This is a genomic window from Streptomyces araujoniae (assembly GCF_050871195.1).
GTDB classification, from domain to species: domain Bacteria; phylum Actinomycetota; class Actinomycetes; order Streptomycetales; family Streptomycetaceae; genus Streptomyces; species Streptomyces bacillaris.
In genome coordinates this window covers 3,631,618-3,649,059 of record NZ_CP194070.1, presented here as the reverse complement: position 1 = coordinate 3,649,059, position 17,442 = coordinate 3,631,618, and the positions used below count along the sequence as shown (strand labels likewise).

Below are 17,442 nucleotides of genomic sequence, written 5' to 3'. Positions count from 1 at the left end.
GGGCTGGGTTTGCGGCACCGATTCTTCCGGTCAAGGTTTCACGACCGGAGGGTGAGGTTTCCAGCGCGGGGAGTACGAGCCCGCCGACCATGCGCGCATCTGTCAGAAGGGCGGTTCGAGATAGCTGCGACCATCACTGTGTGGCTCCCAGCCCCAGGACCCCTCCAGGAAAGGCTCGGAGCCCGGGGCGTCGTGGCCCCACGCTTCGAGTGCTTTCTGGGCAACACGCTGGTTGTGGCCGTTGCCGCTGGTGTCCAGGAGGGAGCGCGCGTGCACGGCGAGGTGATCGCGGTGTTCGGCGAACGCGGGGTGCTCGGCGAGGATGATCGCGGCGATAACGGCGGCTTCGCGCACGTCCTCGTGGCTGTCTCGGAGGAAGGGCGAGACGGCCCGATAGAGCATCGGGCGCAGATCTCGGAAGGACGCCACGATGGTGCCGGGGGCGAGGAAGTCAGGGAAGTGCTGCTCCGTGCGGCCCACAATCTCGTCGGAGGCGTCGTAGGCCGTGGACGCCAACCAGTTCAACAGCGCCGCACGGATGGGGACGTTGCGATAGGGCCGGGGGGTCGTAGCCGCCGGGTGGGTGAGGATGCCGGCGACATACATGGCGGCGGGGGCAGTGGCTTCGTAGATCGTGTTCTGGTGGCCGACCATCTCACCTAGCTCTGACAGGGCGTTGACCTGGACCCTGGGGTCGGGCGTCAGTAGTCGTGAGAGGACCTCGGGGAGGTCCTCACCGTTCCCGAAAGGCGTCTCGAGCGAACCCCAATCAGTCTCCGACAGGACTACCTGGTACGGCGGCAAGTCGGGCTCGCGGGGTGCGCCAGCGTTGGAACGGCTGTGGTTCACAGGCAAAACCTAGACCAGAAGGCGGATGCACTTCTCATGGTTCACGACGGTGCGGACGGACCTCTCGGCCCTCAGGAAGAGGCTCAACTGTGTGAAAGGGCATCGACCTGAACATCTCACCGTCTGTGCCAGGCGGGCCGCGGAGCCGGCCACGGGCAGGCGTGCTGAAGGTGCCACCACGTCGGAAGCGGGCATGCGGGTCGTCGTTCTGTCGGCCTTTCTCACCTGGAGCGGCAGCGCGAGCTTGCGGCCGGCCTCGACCTGCTCGTGCGGGGGGCAGCGTGAAGCCGTGGATGACCAGGCATCTGGCACGGACATGGCACGAGATACCCGAACCGGTCCAGACGACAAAGAAGCCCCGGCCGCTGGCCTGGGGCTCTTTCGTGGAGCGGGTGACGAGAATCGAACTCGCGCTCTGAGCTTGGGAATCAGCGGTTCTTCGGCTGCCAGAGGGGGCCTGAACTGGGGTTTTGCAGTGGGCAGGTGGATGGCCCCTTGTCTCTGAGAGCCGTATCTGACCGCTGTTGTCCGCTCTGCTGGGCACGGATGGGGCACGAGCGGTGGCGGTGCAGCGGTGGCCACCAAGTTGCATGCCCCGTGTCGCCGCACGAGTGCGCCCCGGGGCGGAGCTCCGGCCGTCATGACCGCGGAACTCGAGGTGCCGTCGGCACCCTCCCGCACCAACATCCCACGCTTGAACTGGGCCCCACGGACACAAGTACGCCATCGACGCCACTGTCGCCGAGGTCGCACTGCGCCAGCCGAAACCGGTCGCCCTGCTGACGTTCTACAGCGACGGCATAGGTGCCCATGTACGCCCCTGTCCGGCGCGGTTGATTTCAGCAGCGGATGTCAGAGACCTTCTGATCCGTAGCTCTGGAGAGTCCGGTCGCTGGAGGTCATGCAGGTTGCCGTAAAGAGCGATGTGGGAGTTGTCACCCATACATAGGGAAGTCATTGCCCAGGATGATCCGCCAGAGACGGATGGCTTCACGGTGGTCGCCCCGGTTCTCAGCGGCCAATGCCAAGTCCGCTCTATCCCGAGCACTCTTCAGGCTGTCATTTGCGGCACCCTTGCTCGCCCAACTCAAGTAGGTGGAAAGGTCGCCGCTAAACCCGGCGGGGTCCTGTACGGAGAGATTGTAGAGGTTGTAGTCGAAGAACAATCGCAGCGCTTCCCTTGAGTTGTTTCCCAGAGTTCCGTACGTCCGCGCAACCAACACCTCAAGATGGAAGGAGGAGAGACGCGAACTGTGTGCCTTATTCCATTTCTTGGCGAACCGGATGACTCTCTTGAGGTTACCGCCCAAGGCGTTGTTGCGATCGTCGAGGTATGTCTCGTGTTTATTGGGATTGGTGGTCAACCAGTTACCCGCACCATCAGGGATGCCGAAATCACCACTTGTGTATTTTTCGACCGGAGCCACGTCCACGCTCAAGCCGTCGGCGTAGAAGAACCGCACAGCCTGGCCACGAGCGCCAACCTTGCGTACGGGCGAGTTTTCGTTGAGTACCTTCCGCACCCGATACAGAAACTCGGAGGAGTTGTATCGGTATCTTCGGTTCCACAAGTCTTGGTCGACATGCATATGGACCATGAGGTCAATGTCATCGACAGGATTGCAAGCGGTGTTCCGCCCGAGCGAGCCGATGATCTTGTGGGACTGATAGCGGATGTCGTTACCGGCAGGAAATGCTGCCTTTATGACGTTCACGACTGCATCTCGGCGTCCGTAGACCTTGGTCCGGGTGGCAGATGAGGGCTTCGTCTTGAGGTCGAACTCGTTGAACGCGGCCACGGTGGTCGTTGCCATTTTTACTCCCCCTCGTCCGTGGCGTAGCTCTGGCCACCGCCGCTGATGTTCTTGCTGGACTTTTTGTAGGCCAGGCGGCCCGGTGGGTCTGACGTCTTGTTAAGCTCATCCCGAGTGTTGGTGAGGTTGCGCAAGGTGTCTCGCGCGTCCTCGCGGCTCATATCGACCAGGTCGATCGCGAGAAACTGTCGGGCGGCTGTCTGCAACTGAAGGTAGGCGTTCGCCGACGCCTGCGCCTGTGTCATACGACGCGACGCGTTCACGGTGGTCAGGGTCGCGCTGAACGCGGCCGAGATAAGGGCCAACACCCCCGGCCAGATACCGAGGTTGCCACCGAGGGCAGTTCCGCCAGAGATGGCGGCAAGCGCTGCTGCCGGGACACCGAGCATTAGGTTGATGAGCCGCCACAACTTGGCCTGCTCGAACTGTCCTTGAGCACTCCACAACGCACTCTCGTGGATGCGGTCGGCTTCTTGCGCGATGCCCCTGTGCGACTCAGGGAGGCCGCTGGGAATCAGTGACACGAACACCTCATTGGGTCAGGAACCGCGTGGCAGTGGGAATGGGGCAACTGGGGTAACCGGCCAGTGTAGGCGGGTGGGTTCACCGTGGGCCAGCGGTGTGCATGTGGTGTGACGTTTTGCCATGGCCGCCAGCGTGCAGCATGCTCAGCCGCTCAGAACCAGTCTGAGGGGGGGGGGGGGGGGGGGGGGGGGCGGTCGAGCGGCCGACCTACGGACCTCCACTGCGGGACCGGTGAAGCGACCGTATGCGACCCCTCCGGCGTGAGGGCCACCCACCCACATCACGAACTCTTCGCCGGCCGGCCAGCTCACTCACGTAGCGAACTACGGTCCACGCGCTCAGAACGGGGCCGTCGCGGCGGTGCCCTTCAAGGCCAAATTCTTTCGGGGTGCAGCTCAGAAGCCAGGTGGACACACATCCCCCAGGGTGACTCCGGTGATGGGGTCACTCTAGAAGGCGGCACTGACAAGGCAGTCGAGTTGCCCCTTGATGCGAACTACAGTCACGAGGGTCACTGAGGTCACTCGACCTGGTCGCGGCAACGGTGGTGACTGAGATGGATCAGCTGGGGTTGCGGCGGCTGCTGTACCGCACGGTCGCTGACGACCACCTCAAGAGTGCAGGTCGATACTTGGCGACGACCGCAACAAGAGCGGGACGCCCCGGTCGGTCCCGGTCAGCGGGCGGCCCCGCCCAACTAGTCTCCGAGGAGTTTCGGAGATCGCAACTTCCCATGCCAGACCGTCGTTATCGTGGATGCGACCTTGGGGGGAGCATGGCACGGGTTAGGCCAAACCGCCGCATCGAGCGAGCTGGCGTGAACGCCGTTCGGACACTGCTAGAAGATCATGATCACATTGTCCAAGAGATCGAAGGCGGTAATGACCACGGCGAGGATTTGCATGTCCTCCTGACGAGAGACGGGCGCCGAACCGGGCACGTTCTCGCTATCCAGGTGAAGTCCGGTAGGAAATATAAGCGCGCCAAGGGCTATAGCATTCCGATCGACGATCATTACGAGGACTGGAAAAATAGCAAGATTCCCGTCGTGGGTATTGTCTATGATCTCGAAATGAGGAAACTTTATTGGGTAAACCTGACGGCTGCACTCGAAAACGCCAAGGGTGTCGTCAAGCGCGTAAGTATCCCTCAAGCCTCCCTTTTGAATTCGGGGACTATCCTTGATTTTATCTCCGCGATTGAGTCTTACATCGACTCGACCGGCATGCGTCTGCGGGAATTCACGCTAGAGGAAGCGTTTGCCGCAGTTTCCCGGGCGCTGGACGGCCTTGATCCCAACAATATACCCAACCCGCTCTTCGAGGGATGGGCAGAGCTGCTATTTCGTCACGAGCAATGGGCAAAGCGGGTCGCGCGGTTCATACTTCAGACTTGCCCCCTCTTTCTGCTTGCTAGCCTGCTGGTGTATGAGTGGCCCTATCAGGTGCGTTACGTAAAAAATTACACGGATCTCAGTCCCGTCCTTACTGTAGGAAGCCTGTACATTTTTATCTCCTGGATGACGCTTACGATCTTCTTTGAGTTGCGCGCGGGGCGCCGCCCGGAGGAGACGGGGAACTGGCTGATCGCTGTTTGCGGACTCTACCTATGGATCCCCGTGATGGATGATGAGGGAAGGGGGTCAGAATGGATAGGTGAGGCGTTAGTGGTTTCTAGTGTTCTGATTTCTCATTTCGGTTTGCTCACCCTGTTGACATTTTATATCAAGCGCGAGGTGGCTAGAAAGAAGCGTCGCTCTACATAGCAAAAGGTGGCCAAAGCTTCATGTCGGCAACATCTGAACTGAGAGGACAAGAATGTCGGTGGTAACCCCCGACGCCCATCTCTATCCTTCGGCGGATCGACGGTGCTTCCTGTGCAGCCAGGATTTTGTGGAAGCTCACCCTGTAGTGATTTGGGTCGGTTCGGGCGTCCCTATTTGTCTTCACGGACGACGATGTGCCAGTTCGTTTGTTCTCAGGTTTGCACGTGACGCCTTGGAGGTCGAGCACTCGCTTAAGGGCGATGTCCAGCCCGCAGCGCCGGAGCTCTGACGCTCTGGGCCGCGACTGCTCGGCTCTGCCTGGGCCGAAGGTGGTCGGGATGGGAGCCCACAACGCTCACCACGAATCCGCTGGCACTCGCGTACGGCGCCCCTCCCATCCCGGAGTCTGTGCGCCCCGCCGGAGGCATCATCTTGAAGCCGCGGGCTTGGTTCTCGTCTCATGCCCTCCGGACCTATCTCTCGTGGGCGCGCGTCGTCGGCGGCAGCGCCGAGCGGGCCGGAGGCAGGAGCGTGGGCGCAACCAAAGCTGGGTTCCTTGACGAAGTAGGGAAGATCTACCACGCTGAAGTCAGGCACTGCGTGGGTCGTGCCCGAACATGGCCGTCGACCGCACCTGGTGGGAGCGGCCGACGGCGGGACCGGAGATTGTCAGGCAGATGTGGCGGCCTCACGGCCCCTACGTGCGCGGTGGTGGAGAACTTCGTCGAAGGTGGCGCGGGCGCTCGTGGGGTCGATGTAGTGCATGGCCAGGAGGGCGGCGATGACGGAGCCGACCAGGTCGTTCTGGACCTCGGACCAGGTGTGGTCGTCGCCGCAGGTGGTGAGGCCCTTCAGGCCGTGGAGGGCGTGCATGGCCTCGCCGGCTTCCTCGGCGACCTTGCCGACCTGAAGGGCTTTCAGCTCCTCGTCGGGGAGATGGGCGCTGGCCGCTCGGCAGACGGCAGAGAGCTTCTCGATGTCGTCCCACAGGGCGTCGACGTCGGACCTCCGGTCGATGGGTTCGGTTATTCCTGTGCGGGGCGTCCGAGTTGGCGTACGGTCCATCCGGCCATGCGCCAGGCATCGGCGTCGATGAGGTTGCGGAGGTCGACGAGGACCTGGTCAGCGACCAGTGGGGCGAGCGCCTTGGGGTCGGCCTCGCGGAAGTGGGGCCATTCGGTGGCCAGGACGATCAGCTCCGCCGCCTCGACGGAGTCTTCGAGGGTTTCGCAGTAGTCGAGTTCGGGGTGGCGGCGCAGTGCTGTGGGTACGGCGTGCGGGTCGTGGACGGTGACGGTCGCGCCGCGCTGGTGCATGAGCGCTGCAATCGCCAAGGCCGGGGATTCCCGGACGTCGTCGGTTCCGGCCTTGAAGGAAGCGCCCCAGACGGTGATGCGGACGCCCTCGACGGGGCGGCCGAGTGTCTGCTCGATGAGCTTCAGCGCGGCGGTGGGGCGGGACTCGTTGACCTCCTCCGCCGCGCGCAGCATGGTCGCTGCCTCGGCGGCGCCCAGGGTGTGGGCGGAGGCGGTGAAGGCGCGGACGTCCTTCGGGAGGCAGCCGCCGCCGTAGCCGGGGCCGGCGTTGAGTCCGCCGCGGCCGATGCGGGGGTCCAGGCCGATGGCCTCGGTGAGCTGCTGGATGTCGGCTCCAGCGGCAGTGCACATGTCGGCGACACCGTTGATGAAGGAGATCTTCATGCCGAGGTAGGCGTTGGCGGCGCCCTTGATGAGTTCGGCGGTTGCGGGGTCGGTGACGAACAGCGGGATGCCGTTCGCGAGGAGGGGTGCGTAGACCTGGCGTACCGCGTCCTCGGCGCGGGCCGAGGGCACGCCCACGACGATCCGGTCGGGGCGCAGGGTGTCGTCGATGGCGTGGCCCTCACGCAGGAACTCGGGGTTCCAGACGACCTCCACGTCCTCACCGGCCGGAGAGAGGCGGGCGAGGAGAGCGCCGAGGTCGCGGGAGGTGCCGACGGTGACCGTGGACTTCCCGACGATGACGGTCGGGCGGGTTAGGTGCGGGGCGAGGGCGCGGGCGGCGCCGAAGACCTGTCCGGTGTCGTAGCTCCGCCCGTCCGCGTCGATCGGCGTGCCCACGGCGAGGAAGTGGATGTCGGCGAACTCGGCCGCCTCGGCGAGGCTGGTGGTGAACCGCAGGCGGCCGGTGGCGGTGTGGGTGCTGAGGAGTTCGGGCAGGCCATCCTCGTAGATGGGGCACTCGCCGGCGTTGAGGCGGTCGATCTTCGCCTGGTCCAGGTCCACGCCGATGACCTCGTGGCCGATCTCGGCCATGGCAGCGGCGTGGGGAATGCCCAGGTGACCACAGCCGATGACGGATACGCGCATGGGTCGACGCTCCTTTCCTTGCCTCTCGCCCGCCCAGGGGAGTCCGGGCCGGCCGGGTGCGTCACGCTAGCGCCAACACCCGGCGCGGCCCTCTTCGTGCAGGTGGATCAACCAGCGTGCTGCTTGAACAGGTTGACGAGTGCGGGCAGTGCCTCGGCGGCGGTCGCCCGGCACACCAGGTCGCCGTTCTGGGGGCCTTCCAGCGGGTACGGCATGAACTGGCCGTCGCGCCAGAAGCCCTCCGGGTCCAGGTAGACGACCTGCATGCCGCGGGCGCGGGCTCGGGCCTGGACCTTGCGGCGGTCGGCGTGCAGGCCGACGACGAGAAGGGCCTTGGCGCCCTCGACCCACTCGACATCGGGCACGGCCTGGTCGTACCGGCGCATGAAGCACTCGTCGAGCCCGGCGCGCGCCGCGAGCACGTCGAAGTTGTTGGTGATGACCGGGCCGACGAGGTGACCGGCGTCCTTCAGTTCCTTCAGCGCCCACATCGCTGGAGTCGGTTCGGCCAGGAAGCAGGCACGGAACATCTCCACGAACTCCGCCGTCTTCTCCTCCGGCTCCGTCAGCACCTCGTGGAGGAGCGTGTCCGCGGTCGGGGAGAGGGTGAAGCTGTGCTCCCTCGGCTCGTGACCCTGGCGGTCGGTCACTCGATAGATCTCGTGGAGCCGGTGCAGGGGCGGGATGCCCGCCTCGACCGACGTACCGCATCCGATCTCCACCTGGAACGGCAGCAGGTCCGCGAGGACGGACAGGTCCGGGACGCGGGTCGGCGTACCGGGGCGGTCCTTGCACCTGATCCCGGTGGAGAGGACGTTCCACGGCAGCTGCCGGACAGCGGGCGGCGGTGCGTAGGACACCGAGGCGATCTGCACGTCCAGGCTCCGGTAGCCGACGGGGAGGGTACGGCCCGCCGCCGCGTCCTGGGGGTGGGCGTCGTGCTCGGTGATCCGGCACTTCAGATCCCGGCGTGTCCATAAGAATCCGCCAGGAGCCTCCTTCCAGCCGCCGGTGGCGAGCGAGTCCCACAGGGCGTCGTGGTGCGCGTCGATCTCGTCCGCTGGAGCGGTAGCGGAGTGGTAGAGGTACAGGTCGGTCAGGCCGATGGCCGGCGCGGCGGTGGTGGGGACCAGGCCGTACCGGTAGCGGTAGTGGATGATCCGCCGCCGAGCGTCGTCGGCGGCCGTCCAGCCGCTCTGTTCGGCCGTGGCCTTCTCCTGCGTACGGCGCCAGATGCATTCCTCGATGTAGCGGGGTCGGTCGGCGTCGCCGAAGTAGGTCTTCCAGACCTGCTGCTGGTCGGGGGTGAGCTGGTCGATGACGATGTACGGGATGTCCACGATCTCTCCCTGGAGAATCACGCCTGGATGTTCTGGGTGCATGGCAGGCTCCGTTTGCTGGGAACGTGGTGTGAACGTCCCGGACAGCGGAGCGGAGTCAGTGGTCGGAGGGCGAGCTCGCGTCCGCCCAGACGGCGGCGGTCTGGTGACCGAGGCCGTTGAGAAGCGGGGCGGCCTGCTCGCGCAGTGCCCAGGCCGGTCCCACCAGGCCGGCGACGGCCAGAAGCGTGAGCGCGATGCCTCCGCCTTCGGGGCGTACGGAGCGCGGCGCGGCCTTTCGGGCGTGGCGTCGCCGAGGCTCGGTCACGGGGTGCCGCCGAGGGCGCGTTCGTGTGCGTCGACGAGGCGGCTGGTCTGCTGGTGCAGCCACTCCACCTCGGCAGAGGTGAGGATGAGCGCGCCATCGACGGTCGAGCCGTCATCCAGGTGGAACTCGATGGGAACCGATCCCTGTCGGGCCCTCGGGTCGTACACCGCGTCCCGTCCGGCCGAGAGCGTGGCGTGGGTGGCCCTCACCGGCACGGGGCTGAGCGTCGTTCCGTCGGCGGGCGCGGACCAGGGGGCCCCGCCCCCAGGCGGACGCAGGTGGTACGTCGTAGCAGAGCCCTCACCAGGGAGAGCGACTACGACACCCACACGGCCATCGCGAGCGCTGTCCGTGGCGAGGTCGCCGAGCAGCGGACGGAAGGGTGCTGCCGTACCTAACTCGGTTCCCTGCGAGGGAAGATGAGAAGAACGTCGTCGCGTCATGCCCCGAAGTTAGGGACAGGACGAGCCTCGAATATGAGCCGGAGGAATACGACCCCTATCCGTCCAGGTGAAAGCGGTCGGACATGTGCCGCAGCTTCTCCCTCGTGGCTGCTCGTTCCGCGTAGACGATGCTGCGGAGCGTTGAACGGGCGATGGGATGGTTCCGCACGAGCTGCGGCGCGATCCGCTCAGCCGTCTCCAGCTCGGTGAGGGCCTTTGCCCGGTTTCCGTCCCACAGCCAGGCCCGCGCCACGTCCATGTGGTGGTGTCCCTGACGGGAGTTGGGCAGTGAACCGATCAAGCTCGGGCTGGTGCGGCGGTTTATCTCCAGCGCCTTGCCCTGCTTGCCCATTTCCAGGGCCACGCTGATTGCGTGGATCTGCACGTTCCCGGCGGAGAACGTCAGCGAATGCCGGTCGTACACCGGTGCGCCGACGTACGCGTCCATTCGTTCCGCCGCGTCCTTCGCGTGTCCGATCCGGTCCTCTGCTTCCGATGGGCGGTTGGCCCGAGCAGCGGAGATGGCTGCTCGAAGCTGAAGCGTGCCCCAAGCCCGTACGGCCAGCGGATCACCGTGCTCGTACGGCTGTTGCACTGAGGCGATCGCCTTGTCCGAGAGGGTCAGAGCGTCGGCCCAGTCAGCCGTCGCCCACATGTCCCAGACGCGCATCCAGTCGGCGACGGCAGGCAGCACCGGATCTCCCGACAACCTGGCTGACCACGCGGCCCGTTCGCACGCCATGGCCACCAGCTCGGGGTGCCCGAGGGCGTGCGCGGCGGTGTGCGCGAACTTGCAGCACACGGCGTAAATGGCATACGCCTCTTCCCGCTCGTGCCCGTCCGAGTCCTCCGCCAGGGCGCGCGCTTCCCGGAACAGGTCCGGGAGAACTCGGAGAATCGCGACGTTGGAGGCGGTGTCCCGTAGGCGGTGCAGCCGGGTCACCTCACGCCATAGCTGTGACGCCGGTCGGGGATCCCCGTCGAAGACGGGAACGAGGTCGTAGCGACGCAGCTCGCGCAGAATCGACGAGGCGGCGATCTGCCACTGGCTGTCGTCGGGGGAGCTGCTGTACGGGCGTCCGATCAGGTCGTTCGGATGGACGTGCAGCTCTGCGGCCACCTGATTGAGCAGGCCGACCCGGTCCAGCTCGATCAGGCCACGCTCCATCTTCGACACCCAGCCCTGGGACTTCCCGAGGGCCGTCGCCAGGTCGGCCTGCGGCATGCCCAGTCGCAGCCGCGCCCTGCGAGCGCGCTTGCCGATCTCCTCGGCTTCTTCCAGCATCAGGACACCTCCCAGCCGCCGGACGATCCGGCGCGACCGCCGGTCTGTCCGTACAGAGTTCGTCTCCTGCACGGTACCCATGACGCGGCTTCAGCGTGAGACGAGCTGCCAGGACAGTGGGGGCGACGGGCCGTGTAGCGCTGTCCCGTCCTGAACGGCGAGTCCGAGACCGGAGGCACTTCTGTCCGCCATCAGTGCCCGGACTGCCATCAGGCATTGATTCCGAAGCCGCCGGTGCCGAACGGCAGCGGATCATGGGAATGAGGAACTTCCACGTCGCGTACCGCCGGAGGCAGCCAGTGATCACCGTGACCGTCCTCCACCCTGGAACCATGGGCGCGGCGATCACCGCCGAGCTCGTGGCCGGCGGCCATGAGGTGCTGTCGGTGACCAAGGGCCGCAGTGAGGACACCTGGCTACGCGCGAGGGAAGCCGGTGCCACGGCGTACGACTCGCTCGCGGAAGCGCTGTCCAGAAGCGCGGCCGTTCTCTCGGTCTGCCCACCACAGGCGGTGGAGGACGTTGCGGCGGCGGTGGCAGCGCACGGCTTCGCGGGGGTGTACGCCGATGCCAACGCCATCAGCCCTCAACGCGTACGGCGCATCGCCGACGAGATCCGCCCCGGCTCCGCAGTTGTCGACGGTGCCGTTTTCGGCCAGCCGCCAGGCGAGGGGCGTGCCACACGGCTGTATCTCGCAGGGGCCGACTCTGCCGTCGATCTGGTGGCGTCGCTGTTCACGGACTCTGCGCTGAACGTGTGCCGCGTCGGGGACATACTCGGTTCCGCTTCCGCGCTGAAGATGGCCTTCTCCAGCTACCAGAAGGCCGCCCGCACCCTCGCCGGAGTCGCTCACGCGCTCGCCGACGCCCATGGAGTCGGTGATCAGCTCACAGCCGAAGCCGAGGTCATGATCTCCGCAATCCTCTCCGATCCGGAGTATCTACCGAGCGTGGCAGCCCGAGCCTGGCGCTGGGCGCCCGAGATGGAAGAGGTCGCCGATACTCTCCGCGCGGCTGACCTGCCCACGGACATGGCCGAGGCCACGGCTCGGGTGCTCGCCTACTGGGAGCAGGACAAGGACCAGTTCGACCTGCCGGTTGGGCATGCGCTCTCCCGGCTGCGGACGGAAAGAAACAGCTGACTCGTCAGCGCTGAAGGAAGCGATATCCGGGCAGGTCCAGATAGCAGAAAGGCCCCGGTCGTCGACCAGGGCCTTCATCAAAGAGCGGGTGACGAGAATCGAACTCGCGCTCTGAGCTTGGGAAGCTCATGTTCTACCATTAAACTACACCCGCGAAGCGTTGCCGATGATCATCGGCGCTGCACCGTTCAACACTCTACCCCATGTCAGACCCTCGGCGTAGGAGCCGTAGGGTCCCTGCGTCGTGCCCGTGGTGGAGTGCGGGCGGTGGACGTGGTTGGGGGTGGCGGGAGTTGGGGGCGTAGCGTGGGCGGTCGGAGTGCCGCTTGTGGTGGCGTCCTGTTCATCCCCTAATGTGGCTTTCTCGTCCATATGCGGTTGGGGAAGGGACTTGATGGAGTCGATGGAGCGCACCGTCGTCCGCTGTGCCGAAGGGCACGTTTTCGCTACCTCGTCGTTTCCGATGCAGCAGCTCGGGGCCGGCCGGATCGGGCCGGGGCGGTTGCTCCGGTGCCCCCGGTGCGCCCGGTTGCGGCAGGCCGTTCCGGTGGGGGCCGAGAAGCGGTAGGCCGGAGTGCGTCGGCCGGACGTCTGATGGCGGAAGGCGGTAGCCGGAAGCCGGAGGCCGGAGACCCCGAGGCGGTAGCCGGTGAGCGGTGGACCGGCTGCCGTGGCGGAAGCCGGTGAGCGGTAGGCGCTAGGCCGTGCCGGAAGCCGGAAGCCGGAAGCCGGAAGCCGGAAGCCGGAAGCCGGAAGCCGGAAGCGGCGGGTGCGAGGCCGTGGCGGGGGTGGCGGGAGGTGTGGGGGCCGGTCCGGTTGGGGTGGGGTCGTGGCTTCTGCGTATCCTCGGGGCGTGCTTCTCTCAGACAAGGACATCCGGGCCGAGATCGACGCCGGGCGAGTCCGCATTGATCCGTACGACCCATCGATGGTGCAGCCGTCGAGCATCGACGTGCGGCTCGACCGCTACTTCCGGGTGTTCGAGAACCACCGGTACCCGCACATCGATCCGGCGGTGGAGCAGCCCGATCTGACGCGGACCGTCGAGCCGGAGGGGGATGAGGCGTTCATCCTGCACCCCGGCGAGTTCGTGCTGGCGTCCACGTACGAGGTGATCTCGCTCCCCGACGACCTGGCCTCCCGGCTGGAGGGGAAGAGCTCCCTCGGGCGGCTCGGGCTGGTGACGCACTCGACCGCCGGGTTCATCGACCCCGGGTTCTCCGGGCACGTGACCCTGGAGCTGTCGAACCTCGCGACCCTGCCGATAAAGCTCTGGCCGGGGATGAAGATCGGGCAGCTGTGCCTGTTCAAGCTGTCCTCGTCCGCCGAGTTCCCCTACGGCTCCGAGCGGTACGAGTCGCGGTACCAGGGGCAGCGGGGGCCGACCGCCTCCCGGTCCTTCCAGAACTTCCATCGGACTCAGGTGTGATCAGTCGTGGCCAGTGACGTGCGGGAAAACCTTACCTACGAGGGCTTCGGGCGCGCCGTGCGCGAGCTGGCCCAGGCCGTCGCCGACGACGGGTACGAGCCCGATGTCGTTCTCAGCATCGCCCGGGGCGGGGTCTTCGTTGCCGGTGGGCTCGCCTACGCCCTCGACTGCAAGAACATCCACCTCGTCAACGTGGAGTTCTACACCGGGGTCGGGACGACCCTGGAGATGCCCGTCATGCTGGCGCCCGTCCCCAACGCGATCGACTTCTCCGACAAGAAGGTTCTGATCGCCGATGACGTCGCTGATACGGGCAAGACCCTGAAGCTCGTCCACGACTTCTGCGTCGACCACGTCGCCGAGGTCCGCAGCGCCGTCATCTACGAGAAGTCCCACTCCCTCGTGAAGTGCGAGTACGTGTGGAAGAAGACCGACGACTGGATCAACTTCCCCTGGAGCGTGGAGAAGCCCGTCGTCCGGCGGGATGGGCAGGTTCTCGACGCATAGCCCCGTGAGGCAGCGGTACGTGGAAAGGCCCCGGAGCGCCGTGTGCGCTCCGGGGCCTTTCCCGTGTTCCTAGATCGTGCCCAGCTTGATGATCGACAGCAGTGCGATCAGCTGGATCGCCGACGCTCCCAGCGCCTTCGGCCACGGAAGGTCGTGCGACTTGCTCACCATCGACGTGAACAGCGCGCCCGCCGCCAGCCAGGTCAGCCAGCCCACGATCTGGACCAGGGAGTTCTCGCCGCCCAGGAAGAGGGCGAAGAGCAGGCGCGGTGCATCCGTGATCGACATGATCAGCATCGACAGGCCCACCGTCGGCTGCCACGAGCCCGTGCCGCCCAGCTGGCGGGCCAGGGTGTGGGTCACCGCGCCGAGGACCAGGCCGCCGATGACGAAGCCGACGCCGGTGAAGAGGACGTACGGGACGGCCGTCGAGAGCGTCGCGTTGATCGCCTCGTCGCGGGCCTGGTCGAAGCCGAACAGCGCGAGCAGGCCGTAGAGGAACGTGACGATCAGCGCCGGGCCCCAGACCGCGTAGTCCCGCATCTGCCAGAACGTCGGGCCGGGGCGCATCACGATGCCCGTCAGCAGCTGCTTCCAGTGCAGCCGGGGGCCTGCCGGCTGGGCGGGAGCGGAGCCGGCGTGGTAGGTGCTGCCGTCGCCGTACGGGTCCTCGTCGACGCGGAACGCCTGTGTGTGGCCCGGGTTGTTGGCGTACGGGTCATGGGGCGCGGGGGCGCCGGCGTAGGGGTCGCCGAAGTACTCCGGCTCGCCGTGACCGCCGTGGCCCTGGGGGGCCTGGCCCTGGTGGCCGCCGTGTCCGTGGTTCCCGTAGCTGCCGCCGTTGTTGTTGTACGGGGCGTTGTACGGCGGGGGCGCCGAGCCGTTGCCGCCGCCTCCTGCCGTCGGCCAGGGCTGAGCTCCGTACGGCGGCTGTGGTACCTGCCCTCCGTACGGCTGCTGCCGCTGCTGCTGCGGTTGTTGCGGGGTGCGGTTGTCCCGGCCGCGTCCGATCCTGAATCCAGCCACCCATCGAACGTACCTGGTACTCGGCGCTCGGGAGCGGGGGGCCGGGGAACCCGTCCGCCATTGCGGCCGAGCTGTGACATCCCCTAGGGGGCGTACGCGGGGGAGTTCAGGGGAGTTCAGGGAGTTCCGGGGCGCTCGGAGGGAGATGGGGAGGCAGGTGCGGAGAGAGGTACGGAGGGGTGTTCCGGGAGGAGGGACGTCGGGGTGATCCTCGGGGACGGGTATCGAACCGTGCCCGGCACGGGTACCGCCCCGGGCACGGAAGAGCGGCCGGTCCTGCCCCCGAGGCAGGTCCGGCCGCTCTTCACGTCGATGCGTTACGTCACTTTGCCGGTTCGGGCTCCGGCTCGTCCACCTGTTCCGTGTCGCCGGTCGGGTCGACCGGGGTCTTCACGGACTCCAGGAGGAGCTGGGAGACGTCCACGACCTGGATGGACTCCTTGGCCTGGCCGTCGTTCTTCTTGCCGTTGACCGAGTCGGTCAGCATGACGAGGCAGAACGGGCAGGCGGTGGAGACGATGTCCGGGTTGAGGGCGAGGGCCTCGTCGACGCGCTCGGTGTTGATGCGCTTGCCGATCCGCTCCTCCATCCACATCCGGGCGCCACCGGCGCCGCAGCAGAAGCCGCGCTCCTTGTGGCGGTGCATCTCCTCGTTCCGCAGGCCCGGGACCTTCGCGATGATCTCGCGCGGCGGCGTGTAGATCTTGTTGTGCCGGCCCAGGTAGCACGGGTCGTGGTACGTGATCAGGCCCTCGACCGGGGTCACCGGGATCAGCCTGCCCTCGTCGATGAGGTGCTGGAGCAGCTGGGTGTGGTGGATGACCTCGTACTCGCCGCCGAGCTGCGGGTACTCGTTGGCGATCGTGTTGAAGCAGTGCGGGCAGGTCGCGACGATCTTCTTCGACGACTTGGGCTTCTTCGTCGTCTCGTCCTCGTCGTCCTCGCCGTACGCCATGTTCAGCATGGCCACGTTCTCCTGGCCGAGCTGCTGGAACAGCGGCTCGTTGCCCAGGCGGCGGGCGGAGTCACCGGTGCACTTCTCGTCGCCGCCCATGATCGCGAACTTCACGCCCGCGATGTGCAGCAGCTCGGCGAAGGCCTTGGTGGTCTTCTTGGCCCGGTCCTCCAGGGCGCCCGCGCAGCCGACCCAGTAGAGGTAGTCGACCTCGGTGAGGTCCTCGACGTCCTTGCCGACGATCGGGACCTCGAAGTCGACCTCCTTGGTCCACTCCACCCGGGCCTTCTTGGCCAGGCCCCAAGGGTTGCCCTTCTTCTCCAGGTTCTTGAGCATCGTGCCCGCCTCGGACGGGAACGCGGACTCGATCATCACCTGGTAGCGGCGCATGTCGACGATGTGGTCGATGTGCTCGATGTCCACCGGGCACTGCTCGACGCAGGCGCCGCAGGTGGTGCAGGACCACAGGACGTCCGGGTCGATGACGCCGTTCTCCTCGGCGGTGCCGATGAGGGGGCGCTCGGCCTCGGCCAGGGCGGCCGCGGGAACGTCCTTGAGCTGCTCCTCGGTCGCCTTCTCCTCGCCCTCCATCGTCTTGCCGCCACCGGCCAGCAGGTACGGCGCCTTGGCGTGCGCGTGGTCGCGCAGCGACATGATCAGGAGCTTCGGCGAGAGCGGCTTGCCGGTGTTCCAGGCGGGGCACTGCGACTGGCAGCGGCCGCACTCGGTGCAGGTGGAGAAGTCGAGGATGCCCTTCCAGGAGAACTGCTCGACCTGGGAGACACCGAAGACCGCGTCCTCGGCCGGGTCGTCCCAGTCGATCTCCTTGCCGGCCGTCGTCATCGGCTGGAGCGCGCCGAGCGCGACCTCGCCGTCGGCGTTCCGCTTGAACCAGATGTTCGGGAAGCCGAGGAACCGGTGCCAGGCGACACCCATGTTGGTGTTGAGCGAGACCGTGATCATCCAGATCAGCGAGGTGCCGATCTTGATCATCGCGGTGAAGTAGATGAGCGTCTGGAGCGTGGGCAGGGACAGGCCCTTGAACGCCAGGACCAGCGGGTACGACACGAAGTACGCGGCGTCGTAGCTCTCGACGTGGTGGATCGCGCCCTCGAGGCCGCGCAGCACCAGGATGGCGAGGCCGATGGTGAGGATGACGTACTCGACGAAGTACGCCTGCCAGGCCTTCGAGCCCGCGAACCGCGACTTCCGCCCGGCCCGGGAGGGCAGGTTCAGCAGCCGGATCACCATCAGCGCCAGGATGCCCACGACCGTCATCAGGCCGATGAACTCGATGTACATCTCGAACGGCAGGAACGTGCCGATGACCGGCAGCACCCAGTCGGCCTTGAAGAGCTGGCCGTACGCCTGGAGCAGCGTGGGCGGCAGGGTCAGGAAGCCGACCGCGACGAACCAGTGGGCGAAGCCGACGATGCCCCACCGGTTCATCCGGGTGTGGCCCAGGAACTCCTTGACCAGCGTGATCGTGCGGGCCTTGGGGTCGTCGGTGCGGCTGCCTGCTGGTACCGGCTGTCCGAGACGGACGAAGCGGTAGATCTGCGCGACGGCTCGGCAGATGAGCGCAACGCCGACGACCGTCAGCACCAGCGACACGATGATCGCGGCGAGTTGCATGAGTAGGGCTCCTCGGGCCTGCGAGAGCGGGATCCAGTTGACTACTGCCCACTACTACTAAGCAGTAACTTA

Annotated in this window: 15 protein-coding genes, 1 tRNA gene and 1 pseudogene; 5 read left to right on the top strand and 12 right to left on the bottom strand. The window is 66.3% G+C overall.

What is annotated here, in order from left to right; translation table 11 throughout:
- Window positions 1–102: 102 nt before the first annotated feature.
- On the bottom strand, window positions 103–849 hold the full coding sequence (locus ACQ9ZG_RS15480; protein ID WP_109917024.1) for a hypothetical protein: 747 nt from the start codon (window positions 847–849) through the stop codon (window positions 103–105).
- 625 nt (window positions 850–1,474) lie between these two features.
- Between ACQ9ZG_RS15480 and ACQ9ZG_RS15475 the strand changes: the two are divergent.
- Window positions 1,475–1,676 (top strand): annotated as a pseudogene (locus ACQ9ZG_RS15475) (DNA-binding protein); the annotation flags it as partial.
- A gap of 108 nt (window positions 1,677–1,784) precedes the next feature.
- Here the strand turns inward: ACQ9ZG_RS15475 and ACQ9ZG_RS15470 are convergent.
- Together ACQ9ZG_RS15470 and ACQ9ZG_RS15465 are read right to left on the bottom strand one after the other, a co-directional pair.
- Window positions 1,785–2,663 carry an SMODS domain-containing nucleotidyltransferase gene (locus ACQ9ZG_RS15470; RefSeq protein ID WP_146225843.1) on the bottom strand — a complete coding sequence of 293 codons (879 nt, stop codon included), beginning with the start codon at window positions 2,661–2,663 and terminating at the stop codon, window positions 1,785–1,787.
- Window positions 2,664–2,665: 2 nt separating this feature from the next.
- Window positions 2,666–3,187 (bottom strand): SLATT domain-containing protein, encoded by a 522-nt coding sequence (locus ACQ9ZG_RS15465; RefSeq protein WP_109917026.1) that lies wholly within the window; start codon window positions 3,185–3,187, stop codon window positions 2,666–2,668.
- A gap of 818 nt (window positions 3,188–4,005) precedes the next feature.
- On the opposite strand from ACQ9ZG_RS15465, the gene ACQ9ZG_RS15460 reads away from it, so the two are divergent.
- Entirely contained in the window at window positions 4,006–4,953 is a 948-nt protein-coding gene (locus ACQ9ZG_RS15460) for a DUF4365 domain-containing protein (RefSeq protein WP_181398230.1), read from the top strand.
- A 669-nt stretch (window positions 4,954–5,622) separates the two neighbouring features.
- Here the strand turns inward: ACQ9ZG_RS15460 and ACQ9ZG_RS15455 are convergent.
- The 6 genes from ACQ9ZG_RS15455 to ACQ9ZG_RS15430 form a co-directional block, all read right to left on the bottom strand.
- Window positions 5,623–6,018, bottom strand: coding sequence for a MazG-like family protein (locus ACQ9ZG_RS15455; protein WP_258312152.1), 396 nt, complete (start codon window positions 6,016–6,018; stop codon window positions 5,623–5,625).
- A complete protein-coding gene (locus tag ACQ9ZG_RS15450; RefSeq protein WP_109915345.1) occupies window positions 5,979–7,301 on the bottom strand; it encodes a UDP-glucose dehydrogenase family protein in 1,323 nt (440 codons plus the stop codon). The genes ACQ9ZG_RS15455 and ACQ9ZG_RS15450 overlap by 40 nt, the downstream gene beginning before the upstream one ends.
- A gap of 107 nt (window positions 7,302–7,408) precedes the next feature.
- Window positions 7,409–8,641, bottom strand: coding sequence for an SIR2 family protein (locus ACQ9ZG_RS15445; protein ID WP_109915350.1), 1,233 nt, complete (start codon window positions 8,639–8,641; stop codon window positions 7,409–7,411).
- A 97-nt stretch (window positions 8,642–8,738) separates the two neighbouring features.
- Entirely contained in the window at window positions 8,739–8,948 is a 210-nt protein-coding gene (locus ACQ9ZG_RS15440; RefSeq protein ID WP_257136495.1) for a hypothetical protein, read from the bottom strand.
- Window positions 8,945–9,163 (bottom strand): hypothetical protein, encoded by a 219-nt coding sequence (locus tag ACQ9ZG_RS15435; RefSeq protein ID WP_097981590.1) that lies wholly within the window; start codon window positions 9,161–9,163, stop codon window positions 8,945–8,947. The genes ACQ9ZG_RS15440 and ACQ9ZG_RS15435 overlap by 4 nt, the downstream gene beginning before the upstream one ends.
- Window positions 9,164–9,446: 283 nt before the next feature.
- Window positions 9,447–10,676 carry a helix-turn-helix domain-containing protein gene (locus ACQ9ZG_RS15430; RefSeq protein ID WP_109915346.1) on the bottom strand — a complete coding sequence of 410 codons (1,230 nt, stop codon included), beginning with the start codon at window positions 10,674–10,676 and terminating at the stop codon, window positions 9,447–9,449.
- Window positions 10,677–10,975: 299 nt separating this feature from the next.
- On the opposite strand from ACQ9ZG_RS15430, the gene ACQ9ZG_RS15425 reads away from it, so the two are divergent.
- Window positions 10,976–11,818, top strand: a complete 843-nt coding sequence (locus tag ACQ9ZG_RS15425; RefSeq protein ID WP_109915351.1) for an NAD(P)-dependent oxidoreductase — start codon at window positions 10,976–10,978, stop codon at window positions 11,816–11,818.
- Between the two features lie 83 nt (window positions 11,819–11,901).
- Here ACQ9ZG_RS15425 and ACQ9ZG_RS15420 read toward each other — a convergent pair.
- Window positions 11,902–11,972 (bottom strand) — tRNA-Gly (locus ACQ9ZG_RS15420).
- Between the two features lie 699 nt (window positions 11,973–12,671).
- Here ACQ9ZG_RS15420 and dcd point away from each other — a divergent pair.
- Both dcd and ACQ9ZG_RS15410 read left to right on the top strand, forming a co-directional pair.
- The gene (dcd, locus tag ACQ9ZG_RS15415) at window positions 12,672–13,247 is read left to right on the top strand and encodes a dCTP deaminase (protein WP_019765741.1); all 576 of its coding nucleotides are present in this window, start codon (window positions 12,672–12,674) and stop codon (window positions 13,245–13,247) included.
- 6 nt (window positions 13,248–13,253) lie between these two features.
- Entirely contained in the window at window positions 13,254–13,754 is a 501-nt protein-coding gene (locus ACQ9ZG_RS15410) for a phosphoribosyltransferase (protein WP_028415993.1), read from the top strand.
- Window positions 13,755–13,823: 69 nt separating this feature from the next.
- On the opposite strand, the gene ACQ9ZG_RS15405 is transcribed toward ACQ9ZG_RS15410, so the two are convergent.
- Window positions 13,824–14,780, bottom strand: a complete 957-nt coding sequence (locus tag ACQ9ZG_RS15405) for a Yip1 family protein (RefSeq protein WP_109915347.1) — start codon at window positions 14,778–14,780, stop codon at window positions 13,824–13,826.
- A 322-nt stretch (window positions 14,781–15,102) separates the two neighbouring features.
- Entirely contained in the window at window positions 15,103–17,370 is a 2,268-nt protein-coding gene (locus ACQ9ZG_RS15400; RefSeq protein ID WP_109917337.1) for a (Fe-S)-binding protein, read from the bottom strand.
- Window positions 17,371–17,442 lie beyond the last annotated feature (72 nt).